Origin of the sequence: Pseudomonas sp. AM4(2022), assembly GCF_036346515.1 — a bacterium.
Classification (GTDB): domain Bacteria; phylum Pseudomonadota; class Gammaproteobacteria; order Pseudomonadales; family Pseudomonadaceae; genus Aquipseudomonas; species Aquipseudomonas paracarnis.
Genome location: NZ_JAOTNW010000021.1, coordinates 25,214 through 38,319 on the forward strand (window position 1 = coordinate 25,214; position 13,106 = coordinate 38,319).

At 61.7% G+C, this 13,106-nt stretch carries 16 protein-coding genes; 11 read left to right on the forward strand and 5 right to left on the reverse strand.

Translation table 11 applies throughout. The features are described 5' to 3' along the window. Positions 1 to 95 precede the first annotated feature (95 nt). Genes mpl through ODQ19_RS22920 form a run of 3 tightly spaced genes read left to right on the forward strand, consistent with a single transcriptional unit; the run spans position 96 to position 2,348 of the window. A complete protein-coding gene (gene mpl, locus ODQ19_RS22910; protein WP_330211300.1) occupies positions 96 to 1,445 on the forward strand; it encodes a UDP-N-acetylmuramate:L-alanyl-gamma-D-glutamyl-meso-diaminopimelate ligase in 1,350 nt (449 codons plus the stop codon). Beyond that, positions 1,442 to 2,071 (forward strand): flavin prenyltransferase UbiX, encoded by a 630-nt coding sequence (ubiX, locus tag ODQ19_RS22915; protein ID WP_003194503.1) that lies wholly within the window; start codon positions 1,442 to 1,444, stop codon positions 2,069 to 2,071. The genes mpl and ubiX overlap by 4 nt, the downstream gene beginning before the upstream one ends. Beyond that, positions 2,064 to 2,348, forward strand: a complete 285-nt coding sequence (locus ODQ19_RS22920; protein ID WP_116665160.1) for a YceK/YidQ family lipoprotein — start codon at positions 2,064 to 2,066, stop codon at positions 2,346 to 2,348. Before ubiX ends, ODQ19_RS22920 begins: the two co-directional genes overlap by 8 nt. Before the next feature lie 247 nt (positions 2,349 to 2,595). Here ODQ19_RS22920 and ODQ19_RS22925 read toward each other — a convergent pair whose 3' ends face one another. From ODQ19_RS22925 to ODQ19_RS22935, 3 genes are all read right to left on the reverse strand, one after another. Continuing rightward, a complete protein-coding gene (locus tag ODQ19_RS22925) occupies positions 2,596 to 3,237 on the reverse strand; it encodes an oxidoreductase (protein ID WP_116665014.1) in 642 nt (213 codons plus the stop codon). A 29-nt stretch (positions 3,238 to 3,266) separates the two neighbouring features. Then, positions 3,267 to 4,985 (reverse strand): C13 family peptidase, encoded by a 1,719-nt coding sequence (locus ODQ19_RS22930; RefSeq protein WP_330211301.1) that lies wholly within the window; start codon positions 4,983 to 4,985, stop codon positions 3,267 to 3,269. Positions 4,986 to 5,181: 196 nt separating this feature from the next. Continuing rightward, a complete protein-coding gene (locus tag ODQ19_RS22935) occupies positions 5,182 to 5,637 on the reverse strand; it encodes a MaoC family dehydratase (protein WP_003194496.1) in 456 nt (151 codons plus the stop codon). 183 nt (positions 5,638 to 5,820) lie between these two features. Here ODQ19_RS22935 and ODQ19_RS22940 point away from each other — a divergent pair, with 183 nt between their 5' ends. From ODQ19_RS22940 to ODQ19_RS22955, 4 genes are all read left to right on the forward strand, one after another. Next, positions 5,821 to 6,174 carry a CidA/LrgA family protein gene (locus ODQ19_RS22940; RefSeq protein WP_003194494.1) on the forward strand — a complete coding sequence of 118 codons (354 nt, stop codon included), beginning with the start codon at positions 5,821 to 5,823 and terminating at the stop codon, positions 6,172 to 6,174. Next, positions 6,171 to 6,887: an LrgB family protein gene (locus ODQ19_RS22945; RefSeq protein ID WP_116665012.1), complete on the forward strand. Its 717-nt coding sequence runs from the start codon at positions 6,171 to 6,173 to the stop codon at positions 6,885 to 6,887. Before ODQ19_RS22940 ends, ODQ19_RS22945 begins: the two co-directional genes overlap by 4 nt. A gap of 21 nt (positions 6,888 to 6,908) precedes the next feature. After that, positions 6,909 to 7,499 carry an LON peptidase substrate-binding domain-containing protein gene (locus tag ODQ19_RS22950; protein ID WP_116665011.1) on the forward strand — a complete coding sequence of 197 codons (591 nt, stop codon included), beginning with the start codon at positions 6,909 to 6,911 and terminating at the stop codon, positions 7,497 to 7,499. A 100-nt stretch (positions 7,500 to 7,599) separates the two neighbouring features. Further along, positions 7,600 to 7,815 (forward strand): hypothetical protein, encoded by a 216-nt coding sequence (locus ODQ19_RS22955; protein WP_019818751.1) that lies wholly within the window; start codon positions 7,600 to 7,602, stop codon positions 7,813 to 7,815. On the opposite strand, the gene ODQ19_RS22960 is transcribed toward ODQ19_RS22955, so the two are convergent. Then, positions 7,809 to 9,125, reverse strand: a complete 1,317-nt coding sequence (locus ODQ19_RS22960) for a bifunctional DedA family/phosphatase PAP2 family protein (protein ID WP_330211302.1) — start codon at positions 9,123 to 9,125, stop codon at positions 7,809 to 7,811. The genes ODQ19_RS22955 and ODQ19_RS22960 overlap by 7 nt on opposite strands. 162 nt (positions 9,126 to 9,287) lie before the next feature. Then, positions 9,288 to 9,971, reverse strand: coding sequence for a DNA-3-methyladenine glycosylase (locus ODQ19_RS22965; RefSeq protein WP_330211303.1), 684 nt, complete (start codon positions 9,969 to 9,971; stop codon positions 9,288 to 9,290). A 175-nt stretch (positions 9,972 to 10,146) separates the two neighbouring features. On the opposite strand from ODQ19_RS22965, the gene ODQ19_RS22970 reads away from it, so the two are divergent. From ODQ19_RS22970 to rlmH, 4 genes are all read left to right on the forward strand, one after another. Next, positions 10,147 to 11,412, forward strand: a complete 1,266-nt coding sequence (locus ODQ19_RS22970) for a glutamate-5-semialdehyde dehydrogenase (RefSeq protein WP_330211304.1) — start codon at positions 10,147 to 10,149, stop codon at positions 11,410 to 11,412. After that, complete coding sequence (gene nadD, locus ODQ19_RS22975) at positions 11,412 to 12,056, forward strand: nicotinate-nucleotide adenylyltransferase (protein WP_003194480.1); 645 nt, start codon at positions 11,412 to 11,414, stop codon at positions 12,054 to 12,056. The genes ODQ19_RS22970 and nadD overlap by 1 nt, the downstream gene beginning before the upstream one ends. A gap of 66 nt (positions 12,057 to 12,122) precedes the next feature. Beyond that, positions 12,123 to 12,617, forward strand: a complete 495-nt coding sequence (gene rsfS, locus ODQ19_RS22980) for a ribosome silencing factor (RefSeq protein ID WP_003176298.1) — start codon at positions 12,123 to 12,125, stop codon at positions 12,615 to 12,617. A 9-nt stretch (positions 12,618 to 12,626) separates the two neighbouring features. Then, on the forward strand, positions 12,627 to 13,094 hold the full coding sequence (gene rlmH / locus ODQ19_RS22985; RefSeq protein ID WP_003176297.1) for a 23S rRNA (pseudouridine(1915)-N(3))-methyltransferase RlmH: 468 nt from the start codon (positions 12,627 to 12,629) through the stop codon (positions 13,092 to 13,094). Positions 13,095 to 13,106: the final 12 nt, after the last annotated feature.

The window sequence follows — 13,106 nt, forward strand, 5'->3', positions numbered from 1 at the left end:
CCGCCGGATCCTACCGGCGGGCGTTTCGCGCTCAGCTAAAGCGTGCGAACTTTCCCACCCTACGCTAACCTGCCTCGATGTTTACGAGGTCGACTATGCACATTCATATTCTGGGTATCTGCGGTACGTTCATGGGTTCGATGGCGGTTCTGGCCAAGGAGCTGGGCCATCACGTAACAGGCTCCGATGCCAATGTTTATCCCCCCATGAGCACGCAGCTACAGGCGCAAGGGATTGAGCTGACCCAAGGTTACGACCCCGCGCAATTCGACCCGGTGCCGGACCTGGTCGTGATCGGCAACGCCATGTCGCGCGGCAACCCGGCAGTGGAATACGTACTGAACAAAGGCTTGCCTTACGTCTCCGGCCCGCAGTGGCTGGCCGACCATGTGCTGCAAGGCCGTTGGGTCCTGGCAGTGGCGGGCACTCACGGTAAGACCACCACCAGCAGCATGCTCGCCTGGGTGCTAGAGCATGCGGGCATGAGCCCGGGGTTCCTGATTGGCGGTGTGCCGCAGAACTTCTCGGTATCGGCGCGGCTGGGAGAGACCCCGTTTTTTGTGATCGAGGCCGATGAGTACGACAGCGCCTTTTTCGACAAGCGCTCCAAGTTCGTCCACTACCGCCCGCGCACGGCGATCCTGAATAACCTTGAGTTTGATCACGCGGATATCTTCCCCGATCTGCCGGCGATTGAACGGCAGTTCCACCACTTGGTGCGCACCATTCCCAGCGAAGGCCTGGTCATTCATCCCACCACCGAGCCTGCGTTGCAGCGTGTGATCGACATGGGCTGCTGGACCCCGGTGCAAACCACCGGCGCGGGTGGGCAGTGGCAGGCCAGGTTGCTCAGCGAAGATGGTTCACGGTTTGAAGTGCTGTTCGAAGGCCAGGCCCAAGGCATCGTCGATTGGGGCATGACTGGCCAGCACAACGTGGCCAACGCCTTGGTGAGCCTGGCCGCCGCACGGCATGTCGGCGTGGTGCCGGCCATGGGCATCGCCGCCTTGAGCGCATTCAAGAGTGTTAAGCGGCGCATGGAGAAAGTCGCCGACGTGAATGGGATTACCATTTACGACGACTTTGCCCACCACCCAACTGCGATTGCCACCACCCTGGATGGCCTGCGCAAGCGCGTCGGCGATGCGCAGATTATTGCCATCGTCGAGCCGCGCTCCAACTCCATGAAGCTGGGCGCGCACCGTGATGGCCTGCCCGAAAGCGTCAACGATGCCGACCAGGTGGTGTGGTATGCACCGGCCAACCTTGGCTGGGATTTGCCCGCGATTGCTGCGCTGTGCACCGTACCCTCGACAGTCTGCGATTCGCTCGAAGGCATCATTGAGCAGGTGAAGTCCTTGGCCCAGCCCGGCACGCACGTGGTGGTCATGAGCAACGGCGGCTTCGGCGGCCTGCACGGCAAGCTGGCCGAGGCACTGAAATGAGCGGGCCGGAACGCATTACCCTGGCGATGACCGGCGCATCCGGTGCGCCCTATGGCCTGCGCCTGCTCGATTGCCTGGTGCGTGAAGACCGTGAGGTGCATTTTCTGATCTCCAAGGCGGCGCAGTTGGTGCTGGCGACCGAGACCGATGTCGCGCTGCCGTCCAAGGTGCAGACGATGCAGGCGTTCCTTACCGAGTACACCGGTGCGGCGGCGGGGCAGATCAAGGTCTACGGCAAAGAGGACTGGATGTCGCCGGTGGCTTCAGGCTCCGGTGCGCCAGCAGCGATGGTGGTGGTGCCTTGTTCCACCGGCACCTTGTCGGCGATTGCCACGGGCGCCTGCAACAACCTGATCGAACGGGCGGCGGACGTGACCTTGAAGGAGCGCCGCCAATTGATCCTGGTGCCACGCGAAGCGCCGTATTCGAGCATTCACCTGGAGCACATGCTCAAGTTGTCGAACATGGGCGTGACCATCCTGCCCGCGTCGCCAGGCTTCTATCACCAGCCGCAGACCATCGATGACTTGGTGGACTTTGTGGTGGCGCGCATTCTCAACCTGTTGAACATTCCCCAGGACATGCTGCCGCGTTGGGGCGAGCACCATCTGGGCGGCGATGAATAAGGCGCTGCTGCTGTTGATGGCTTTGCAACTCACCGGCTGCGCCACGGCGCGCACGCTGGATGCGGCGCAACCGGGCGCGCCCGTGGTGTATGCCGGCACGCGCCTGGATCTGTACGCGATCAATGGCGGCTGTTGCGCCAGGGACCGCTTTGGTGCGCAGGCTCCCAGCTATCCCCATCTCGACCTGCCGGCCAGTGCGTTGCTCGATACCTTGTTGTTGCCACTGTCGGTATTGACGGTGCTGGGGGTTGGCTTCAACGCCACGGGCGGGCTGTAAGATAATGGCTGCCTGGGCCGGCCCCATCGCGGGCAAGCCCGGCTCCCACAGGGGGGGCGCATTCCAAGTATGAGGACTGCAGTCCATTCCCACAGGGGGATTGCATTCCAAATATGAGGACTGCAGTCCATTCCCACAGGGGGATTGCATTCCAAATATGAGGGCTGCTGTCCATTCCTACAGGGGAATGCATTCTAAATGTGGGAGCTGGCTTGCCTGCGATGAGGCCAGTACCAGCCCTGCATTATTACTTGCCGAGCTTGCGCAATTCGTCCGACTCCACCACCCGCACGCCATCCTGTTCTTCCAGCGCCAGGCGCCACATGGCGCGGGCCAGTTCGCAGACTTCAATACCGTGGTACTTGCCCGGGATAAGCCGTGACAGCGGGCCGGCCAACTGTTCGGCCAGGCGCGGTTCAAGCCGCTCTCCCAGCAGCAGCGAGGGACGTACGATGGTCAACTGCGGCCAGTCTTGAGCCCTCAGCGCCAGTTCCATTTCCCCCTTAACCCGGTTGTAGAACACCGAGGATTTCGGGTCGGCGCCAATCGCACTGATCACGATCAGGTGCCGTGCGCCCAGTTCTCGTGCGCGTTTGGCGAAGGCCACCACCATGTCCAGGTCGACCGCACGGAATGCAGCTTCCGAGCCGGCCTTTTTGATCGTGGTGCCCAGGCAGCAGAAGGCAATATCCACGCGGCCGCTCAGTTGCGGCAGGAACGCCGCCGGGTCGCCCACCGGGTTTTCCAGGCGTGGATGTTCAGCCAATGGTTTGCGGCTGGGTGCCAGCACGCGGGTCACGGTGGGTTCGTTGAGCAGGCGGTCGAGCAGGTGTTCGCCAGTGAGGCCGGAGGCCCCGGCCAGCAAGATATGCTGCGGTGTCAGGTACATGGTGTTTCCCCCTTGTTACACGTTACAGCTTAGTTGCCTTTGGCTTCCTTGCTATTCATTGAGACGCTTTCGAGCGCCTTTCGTGCCTGCTGTTTACGTAATAATTGCCAATGGGCGATCACGCCTTTAGGTGCCCAGATCTGCGGTTCGGAGGCTTCGAAATTGTCCGCCTGTTCGCGTTCGGCCACGTGCAGTTGTGCCAGTTTGAAGGCGTGTTGCAAATCATCCGTTTGGTTGAAAGCTTGTGCGAAAAGGGCATCACCGAAGTAGGTGAAGTCTGCTTCTTCCGAGCAGCCGAACGACACTCGGTCCGCACGGGAGGCGGTCATGATCAGGGTGCGCTCATCTTTGAGCGCCGGTATGAAACCGCCGGAGTAACACGCGGAGATCACGATGACCTTGTCGCGGTTTTTCAGCGGTGCGAGCACGGCGGCCAGTTCATCGGCGGGCAGGTCGGCCAGTTCCATGCGCGGTTGGTCGAGCACCAGTTCATGCTCATGGGTGCCATGGCTAGTCATGTAAATGAATACCAGGTCTTCGGGCCCGGTCCGTTCGGCCAGGGTTTGCACGGAACGGCGCAGGCTTTCGCGGGTGGCCAGGGGGCGGTCGGCAATATGGTCGCGGTGGTTGACCAGGCGCACCTGCCCGCGCGCGCCGAAGCGAGTGGCAAGCAGGTTGCTGACGTAATCGGCCTCGCGCAGGAACACGCTTTGCTTGCCGTCGCCCGCCAGCACCAGGGTGTACAGCTCCACCGCCGGGGTGGACGCAGGCACTGTCGCCAGGGCGTCATCGAGCAAGCGGCCTTGGGCCAGTATGCCGGTTTCCAGTGGGTCGGGCAGCAGCTTGCCCTCGGCGTCGCGCACGCGCAGGCCGTTGACCCAGGTGCCGGACTGCACGGTGCCGTCGGTGAGTACCAGGGTGCCACGGCCTTGATAGTTGTCGCTGTCGAAGCCACCGATATAGAAACTGCCATCGGTGAGGTTCAGTCGCCCTTCGCCGGTAAAGCGCCAGTCACTAAACTGGCCGACATAGTGGCTGCCATCGACCCCGATCAATTCGCCTTTGCCGGTCAGCGCGCCTTCCTTGAACTGGCCGATCCACACATCACCGTCGGCGTTCTCGTAGCGGCCTTTGCCGTTGAGCTGATTCTGCTTGAATTGGCCGACATAGATATCGCCCTCGGCGCTGTTGAAAGTGCCATTGCCTTCCAGTTGACCATCGACAAAGCGGCCGCTGAACTGGTTGCCACTGTCGTCATTGCGCTGGCCTTCGCCATTGGGCTTGCCGTGGGCGAACTGGCCCTGGTACTGGCTGCCGTCGGCCAACTCCAGGCGGCCTAGGCCTGAGTACTGGTCGTCCTGGAATTCGCCGCGATAGGTCATCTGCCCCTCTTTGAGGGTGCCTTCACCGTTGCGTCGACCGTTCTTGAAGCCGCCCACGTAGCTGCTGCCCGAAGTGGTCAGGCTGCCCTGGCCATCAAACAGGCCCTGCTTGAATTCGCCTTTATAGACTTCGCCATTGCTGCCATGCCATTCGCCCTGGCCGTGCCACTGGCCTTTGTCGAACTGGCCGGCGTACCAACTGCCATTGGGGTAGTCCACACGGCCTTGGCCTTGCAGCAAACCGTTGATCACATCGCCACGGTAGCGGCCGCCATCGGGCAGGCGCGCATCGGGCGGCAACAGCGATTCGCCGTCTCCGCAAGCGGTGAGCAACAGGGCAAGGGCAAGGGGAGCGAGTGGGCGCATAGCGGGATCCGGATAATTGAGCGCCGAGTATGCCGTAGCCGGGGTGCCGAACCTAGTGGTCTATGCGCAGGACCTACCACCTGTAGGAGCAGGCTTGCCCGCGAAAAACTCACAGGCGCCACATTTATTCAGCAAGCACGCGTTATCGTTGACGACCTTCGCGAGCAAGCTCGCTCCTACAGTGGGGGTGTGGTGATTATACGAAGCAGAGTGACAGCGACTCGGCAATGTAGGCCGGCTTCTCCTGGCCTTCGATTTCCAGGGTGGCCGTAGCCTTGAACAGCCATTGGCCCGGCTTTTTCTCGGTGACGTCAGTGAGGGTGACGTTCAGGCGCACCTTGGAGTTCACTTTCACCGGCTGGATAAAGCGCACGCTGTCCAGGCCGTAGTTGACGGCCATCTTCAAGCCTTCGGGCATGATCAGGATGTCCTCCATCAGCTTGGGCATCAGCGACAGCGACAGGAACCCGTGGGCGATGGTGCTGCCGAACGGGGTTTGCGCCGCCTTGACCGGGTCGACGTGGATGAACTGATGATCGCCCGTGGCCTCTGCGAACAGGTTGATACGCGCCTGGTCGATGGTGAGCCATTCGGAACGTCCCAGTTCCTTGCCGACGTAATCTTTGAGCTGCGCTACGGGTACATAGGGCATTGCGTCTCTCCTTGGTTCATCACATATGTGCCCGTTGATAAGGGGCGTTTTTAGGGTTACAGAGAACCAATGTAGATCATCACGGGCAATCAGCCCGGTCAACCCAACATGCTTTTGGCGAATGCCGGAGCATAGGGCGGGCATGCTTATAATGCGCGCGGGATTTGAGGGGGAGAGAGCGGGATGCTGTTACGTGGCCTGACCTGGCTGGTGCTGTTTCAACTGATCGGCACCGCGATCAATCATTTGCTGGTGCCCGTGCTGCCGGGGCCGATCATCGGCTTGTTGCTGATGCTCGGCTTTCTGGTCTGGCGCGGTGAAGTCGGCGAGCCCCTGAGCCTGGCGGCCGGCAGCCTGTTGCGTTATCTGCCGCTGCTGCTGGTACCGCCGGCCGTGGGAGTGATGGTGTACGCCAAGGACATCGTGGCGGATTTCTGGGCCATCGTCGGGGCGTTGGTGTTGTCGCTGGTGATCGCTATGGGCTTTGTCGGTGTGCTGATGCAGCAGATGGTCAAGCGCAAGGAGAAGGACCAATGATCCTCGACTGGCAGGGCGCCTGGACGGCGGTCATTCATCACCCGCTGTTCGGTATCGGTATCACTCTGGGCGCCTATCAACTGGTGCTGGCGGGGTTCGAGAAAACCCGCTGGATCTTCCTGCAGCCGGTGCTGGTGTCGATGTTGCTGGTGATCGGTGTGCTGCTCACCTGCGGGCTGAGCTACGCCGAATACCGCCAGAGCACCGAGATCATGGGCATCCTGCTGGGGCCTGCGACCGTGGCCCTGGCGGTGCCGCTTTATCTGAACCTGCGACGGATTCGACAATTGTTCTGGCCGATATTTACTACGCTGGTGGTAGGCGGGGTATTGGCCACCGGCCTGTGTGTGGCGTTGGGGTGGTGGTTCGGGGCCGAGCACCGGGTGCTGATGACCATGGCGCCCAAGTCGGTGACCTCGCCGATTGCCATGCTGGTGGCCGAGCAGATCGGCGGCGTGGCGGCCTTGGCGGCGGTGTTTGTGTTGATCACTGGGGTGGTCGGCGCGATGATCGGCCCAGCGCTCTTGTCGCGCCTGGGTGTACGCAGCCCCGAAGCGCGCGGCATGGCCCTGGGCATGACCGCTCATGCCGTCGGCACCTCGGTGGCCCTGCAGGAAAGCGAAGAATGCGGCGCCTTCGCGGCGCTGGCCATGAGTTTGATGGGCGTGGCCACGGCGGTGTTCCTACCGTTGGCGGTGTCGGTGATTGTTTAACCCAGGTTTAAGGAAACCGTTATGAGTCTGGCGCTATTCCCCCTCAACACTGTGCTGTTCCCGGGCTGCACCCTCGACTTGCAGATATTTGAGGCGCGCTACCTGGATATGATCGGCCGATGCATGAAAAAGGGCGAAGGCTTTGGTGTGGTGTGCATCCTGGATGGCTCAGAGGTGGGCACGGCCCCTGACGGCTATGCGCTTGTCGGTTGTGAAGCGCTGATTCGTGACTTCAAGCAGCAGGACAACGGCCTGCTGGGCATTCGCGTCGAAGGTGGCCGTCGTTTCCGCGTGCGTGAGGCCGGGGTGCAGAAAGACCAGTTACTGGTGGCTGATGTGCAATGGCTGCAAGAATTGCCGGACCCGCCGCTGGGCGAAGAGGACGCCGACTTGCTGGCGTTGCTTGAGGCCCTGGCCGAGCACCCGATGGTGGCCTCGCTGGATATGGGCGGCCAGGCCGAAGGCCAGCAAGCCCTGGGCAACCGGTTGGCCTATCTGCTGCCGTTTACCGAGGCCGACAAGATCGACTTGCTGCAACTGGACGACCCACAGCAACGGCTGGATGCGATCCAGATGTTGCTCGATGAACTGCAGGGGGAGCTGTTCACCTGAGGTTCGGATTTGCCTGACAGAGCTTTCAGACTTTGCTCGGTCGTCTCCACGGTGTCGCCTGCACTATTTTCCGATCACACAACAATGATCGGAGAGAACCATGATTCGGCTGACACCCTCGGAACAAGTGGCGTGGGACGCTTATTTTGTCAGCGTGACCACGCAATTACTCCAGCAGCAAGCCACGCGGGGCGCGGAATACATCGCCGAGCGCGCCGCCGAAGTGGCCGATGAGATGCTACTGGAGCGCCGCGAACGTTGCGTTGAACGGCGCAGCGCCTCCGTGGACTGGATCGGCCCGGCCAAGGGTCAATAGGCGTACCTGAGCAGGGCATGGGGCGTGCCGGTAAAGGCGATGAAACCGAGCACGGCCACCACGGCGGGCAGCACCAGCCACCAGGCTTTTTGCGACATGGCTGGCAATGGGCTGCGGTACTCGATTGCCGTCAGGCTGAACGCACACACCGTCATTGCCAGCAAGGTGCCGGCCAGAATGTCCGTAGGCCAATGGGCGCCCAGATAAACCCGCGACAAGGCAATGAACGCTGCGGGAATGCAGCCCAGCAGCATCCAGGTCAGGCGCAGCCTTGTGGGTTGGCCGCGACCGGCCAATACCGCGAGTGCCAGGAAGAAGGCAAAGGCCCCGGAGGCATGGCCACTGGGCATGCTGAAGCTGGTCAGCGGGTCTGTGAGGATTTCCGGGCGGCCACGGGCGAAAAACAGCTTGGTGCCAGTGTTGATCACTGCCGCGCCAGCGAGAGTGGCGCCGACAAACACCGCGTGGCGCCACTGCCGTGCCAACAGCAACAGGCCAGTGAACACCGCGCTGGCGAAGAACATCTTCTTGAACTCACCCAGTTGGGTGACCCGTACCATCACTTCATCCAGCCACGGGCTGCGATGCTCCTGCACCAGGGCGCTCAGGCCTTGGTCGAAGTCATTGAGGTGGGGATAGCCGATAAACAACGCGATCAACAACACCAGGCTGGCACAACCGATCCACAAGGTGGCGCGCCGATGTTCGCGCCAACTGCTGTTCAAACTCAGCCCCAGCAGCACCGCCAGGCACGCCGCGATAATCGCCGCTTCCGGCCAGAAGCCTTCCGGCAACGGCAGGCGGAACGCGGCGCCGGCAGCCCAGCCCGGCAGCAGATAGGCCACGGTCCAACCCGCTGCGGCAATGATGCTCACAGCGGCAAAGCGCGGGAAGGGCATGTCGCACATGCCGGCGACCATGGGCAGCATGGGACGCAATGGGCCGATGAAACGCCCGACCAACAGGCTGGCGATTCCGTACTTGTGGAAGTAGGTTTCTGCGCCGTTCATCCATTCAGGATGCTGGCGCAGGCCGGGCAGGCGTCGGATGTTCTGATGGAAATGGCGGCCCAGGTAATAGGAAACGCCGTCGCCCAATAAGCCGCCGAGGAAGCCCAGCAGCAGGGTTTCACTCAGCGACAGCGCACCGCTGCCAGCCAGCGCGGCGATTGCAAACAGCAATACCGTGCCTGGCACGATCAACCCGGCAATCGCCAGGCACTCCACGCACGCGACGATAAACACCGCCGCTGCCAGCCATTGTGGGTTGAGGGTCAACCAGCCGGTGATGCTATCGAGCCATTGGCCCATACAATCCACTCCATGCATACATATTCAAAAACACTGAAGGTTCAATTGTGGGAGCGGGCTTGCTCGCGAATGCGGTGTGTCAGACACAGATTCCTACACTGACACGCCGCATTCGCGAGCAAGCCCGCTCCCACATTGGAGCTGCTGTGTTGCGGATATCATTCAAATCAAAAAATAATCCCGGCCTTCGACCTGGCCCCGACGCAGCGGGTTCCGCGTGCAGTAAGGCGCATAACCAGCATCGACGAAGCGGTACATCAAGTGCTCATCGCGCCCAGTGGGAATGCCCAGGCGCGAGGTTTGGATAATCTGCGTGGGCACCTGGCCCACGTCTTCGACATACAGCAGTTCCTGATCGAAGCGCTTGGCGTCCCACATCGGCACTTTCAGGCCCAGGGCCTTGCACAGCAGCGTCTGCCCTGCACACAGCTTCTGCGAGGGGCGTGGGCTGCCGTCGGGGTTGGGGTTGTTCAACAGCATCTGCGCCAGGCTCGCCGCCCCGGAAATTTCGTCGACCCAGGGATAGGCCGATTTGATCAGCACGGCATTGCCCGGGCCATGGGCGCTGAAGTTCAACGAATCACCGCCACGGGCGTAGTACATGTAGATATGGCCACCATCCAGAAACAAAGCCTTACGCTTTTCTGTGTAGCCGAGTGAGGCGTGGCTGCCTTTTTCGGCCACGTAATAGGCTTCGGTTTCAATAATTCGCGCCGAAAGCCAGAGATCGCCCACACGATGACGAATGACTTTTCCGAGTAATTCGCGCGCAAGCACTTGGGCATCGCGGTCGAAGAAGCTATCGGGCAGGGGGCTGGCGGGGAGTTGGGGCGAAAAGTCGGGCATGGCGGTCAAGGGTTGATACGGCTAAATGTGACCGAATCATAACAACTCTCACCTTAATTACGGCTGAACCCCGAGTTTTTACAGTTCATTTCGACCATCCGCCCCTCACCGCTGTCAGTCGGGCGGCGTCACAGCTATAATCTGCCGCTTTCCTCTTTGCCAAGACTCCCTGACCATGACTGAGTCCGTTCTTGACTACATGACCCGCCTGGGTCGCGCTGCCCGGCAGGCCTCGCGGTTGATCGCCCGTGCGAGCACCGCGCAGAAGAACCGTGCGCTGCTGGCGGCTGCCGATGCTCTGGATGCTTCGCGCTCCGAGCTGAGCGCCGCCAACGAACTGGACCTGGCCAATGGGCGCGCCAATGGCCTGGAGCCAGCCTTGCTGGACCGCCTGGCGCTGACCCCGGACCGTATCGACGACATGATCGAAGGCTTGCGTCAGGTGGCCAAGCTGCCTGACCCCATCGGTGAAATTCGCGACATGCGCTACCTGCCGTCGGGCATCCAGGTGGGCAAGATGCGCGTGCCCCTGGGCGTGATCGGCATCATCTATGAGTCGCGCCCGAACGTGACCATCGACGCCGCGAGCCTGTGCCTCAAGTCAGGCAACGCCACCATCCTGCGTGGCGGTTCCGAGGCGATCCACTCCAACCGCGCCATCGCTGCCTGCATCCAGCAGGGCCTGGCCGTGGCCGAGTTGCCAGCCGAAGTGGTGCAAGTGGTGGAAACCACCGACCGTGCCGCCGTGGGCGCGCTGATCACCATGCCGGAATTCGTCGACGTGATCGTGCCGCGGGGTGGCAAGAGCTTGATCGAGCGCGTCAGCCGTGATGCCAAGGTGCCAGTTATCAAGCATCTGGACGGCGTCTGCCATGTGTTCATCGACATCGCCGCCGACCTCGACAAGGCGATCCGCATTGCCGACAACGCCAAGACCCACCGCTACGCGCCGTGCAACACCATGGAAACCCTGCTGGTGCACGTTGGCATTGCCGAACGCGTGCTGCCGCCGCTGGCTGCCATCTACCGTGACAAGTCGGTAGAGCTGCGCGGTTGCGAGCGCACCCGTGCGTTGCTGGGCGCGGACGTCATCGAGGCGACCGAGCAGGACTGGTACACCGAGTACACGGCCCCGATCCTGGCGATCCGCATTGTCGACGACCTGGACCAGGCCATCGAACACATCAATACCTATGGCTCCAAGCACACCGACGCCATCGTTTCCGAGCATTTCAGCGATGCCCGGCGTTTCCTCAACGAAGTGGATTCCGCTTCGGTGATGGTCAACGCCTCGACGCGTTTTGCCGACGGCTTCGAGTACGGCCTGGGGGCGGAGATCGGTATTTCCACCGACAAGCTCCACGCACGCGGCCCGGTGGGCCTGGAAGGGCTGACCAGTGAGAAGTACGTGGTGTTTGGCGACGGTCATGTGCGCACTTGATGACTAAACGCATCGGGCTGCTCGGCGGTACTTTCGACCCCGTGCACATCGGCCATTTGCGCAGTGCCCTGGAAGTTGCGGATGCCCTTGCGCTGGATGAACTGCGCCTGCTGCCCAATTTCCGGCCGCCCCATCGCGATACGCCGCAGGTGGCCGCAGAGCAGCGCCTGGAAATGGTGCGTGTTGCCGTAGAAGGTATATCGCCGCTGGTGGTGGACGATCGCGAACTCAAGCGCGATAAACCGTCCTACACTATCGACACCCTGGAGCTGATGCGCGCCGAATTGGCTGCAGATGACCCATTGTTTCTGCTTTTGGGCTGGGACGCATTTTGCGGCCTGCCCTCTTGGCACCGCTGGGAGGAACTCCTCCAGCATTGCCACATCCTGGTTTTGCAACGCCCGGATGCCGACAGCGAACCGCCGGATGCCTTGCGCAACCTGCTGGCCGCGCGGTCGGTAAGTGACCCCTTGGCCCTGACCGGGCCGAACGGGAATATTGCATTCGTCTGGCAGACCCCGCTTGCGGTGTCCGCCACCCAGATCCGTCAACTGCTGGCCAGCGGGAAGTCGGTACGTTTCCTGGTGCCTGACGCGGTCCTGGCCTACATCGATGCGCACGGGCTTTACCGTGCGTCGAACTGAAAAGGCGCGCTTGAACGCACGAACCGTGCAGCAAGCGCCCGAACATACGAGCAAAACGAGTTTTATATGACGAACAAAGACGTAAGCAAAGTTAAGCGCAAAGGCACCTTCAAAAGCGCGCCGCTGCCGGTTGAAGCCCATGTTGGCCCGGAATTGGCTGGCGAAGAGCTGGTGAAAGTCGCCGTGGCTGCCCTGGAAGACGTTAAAGCCCAGGACATCCAGGTGCTGGACGTGCGCGACAAGCAGAGCATCACCGACTTCATGATCATCGCCACCGGTACCTCCAACCGCCAGATCGGCGCGATGCTGGACAAGGTTCGCGAAGCCGTCAAAGCCCAGGGCGTCAAGCCACTGGGTGAAGAAGGCAAGGGCGACAGCGACTGGGTGCTGCTGGACATGGACGATGTGATCGTTCACATGATGACCTCCAACGCTCGCCAGTTCTACGACCTGGAGCGTCTGTGGAAAGGCGCCGAGCAGAGCCGTGCCGCCGATGGCAAGCACCACAGCCCGGAAGTGGGCCACGCGCACTTCGACAAGCTCAACAAAGACCAGGAATAAGGAACGGCTGTGCGCCTGCGTCTGATCGCTGTCGGTTCACGCATGCCCAAGTGGGTGGAAGAAGGCTGGCACGAATATGCCAAGCGTCTGCCCGCTGAGCTGTCGCTTGAGCTGGTGGAAATACCGCTCAATACCCGGGGCAAGAACGCCGACGTGGCGCGCTTTATCCGTCAGGAAGGCGAAGCCATGCTGGCCAAGGTCGGCCCCAATGAGCGCATCGTCACCCTTGAAGTGCACGGCAAGCCCTGGAGCACCGAGCAACTGGCGGTGGAACTGGATCGCTGGCGCCTGGATTCGCGCACGGTCAATTTCATGGTCGGCGGCCCGGAAGGGCTGGCGCCGGAAGTCTGTGCGCGGGCCGATCAGCGCTGGTCGCTGTCGGCGCTGACGCTGCCGCACCCGTTGGTAAGGATTCTGATCGGTGAACAGCTGTATCGCGCCTGGACAGTTCTGTCCGGGCACCCTTACCACAAATAGTCTGCGCCGCCC

Coding starts and splice junctions, on each gene's coding strand:
- ODQ19_RS22960 (WP_330211302.1), bottom strand. CDS start 9,125: ATGGGCCAATGGCTCGATAGCATCACCGGCTGGTTGACCCTCAACCCA.
- ODQ19_RS22940 (WP_003194494.1), top strand. CDS start 5,821: ATGCTGTTACGTGGCCTGACCTGGCTGGTGCTGTTTCAACTGATCGGC.
- mpl (WP_330211300.1), top strand. CDS start 96: ATGCACATTCATATTCTGGGTATCTGCGGTACGTTCATGGGTTCGATG.
- ODQ19_RS22950 (WP_116665011.1), top strand. CDS start 6,909: ATGAGTCTGGCGCTATTCCCCCTCAACACTGTGCTGTTCCCGGGCTGC.
- ODQ19_RS22970 (WP_330211304.1), top strand. CDS start 10,147: ATGACTGAGTCCGTTCTTGACTACATGACCCGCCTGGGTCGCGCTGCC.
- ubiX (WP_003194503.1), top strand. CDS start 1,442: ATGAGCGGGCCGGAACGCATTACCCTGGCGATGACCGGCGCATCCGGT.
- ODQ19_RS22930 (WP_330211301.1), bottom strand. CDS start 4,985: ATGCGCCCACTCGCTCCCCTTGCCCTTGCCCTGTTGCTCACCGCTTGC.
- ODQ19_RS22965 (WP_330211303.1), bottom strand. CDS start 9,971: ATGCCCGACTTTTCGCCCCAACTCCCCGCCAGCCCCCTGCCCGATAGC.
- rsfS (WP_003176298.1), top strand. CDS start 12,123: ATGACGAACAAAGACGTAAGCAAAGTTAAGCGCAAAGGCACCTTCAAA.
- ODQ19_RS22920 (WP_116665160.1), top strand. CDS start 2,064: ATGAATAAGGCGCTGCTGCTGTTGATGGCTTTGCAACTCACCGGCTGC.
- ODQ19_RS22935 (WP_003194496.1), bottom strand. CDS start 5,637: ATGCCCTATGTACCCGTAGCGCAGCTCAAAGATTACGTCGGCAAGGAA.
- nadD (WP_003194480.1), top strand. CDS start 11,412: ATGACTAAACGCATCGGGCTGCTCGGCGGTACTTTCGACCCCGTGCAC.
- ODQ19_RS22925 (WP_116665014.1), bottom strand. CDS start 3,237: ATGTACCTGACACCGCAGCATATCTTGCTGGCCGGGGCCTCCGGCCTC.
- ODQ19_RS22955 (WP_019818751.1), top strand. CDS start 7,600: ATGATTCGGCTGACACCCTCGGAACAAGTGGCGTGGGACGCTTATTTT.
- ODQ19_RS22945 (WP_116665012.1), top strand. CDS start 6,171: ATGATCCTCGACTGGCAGGGCGCCTGGACGGCGGTCATTCATCACCCG.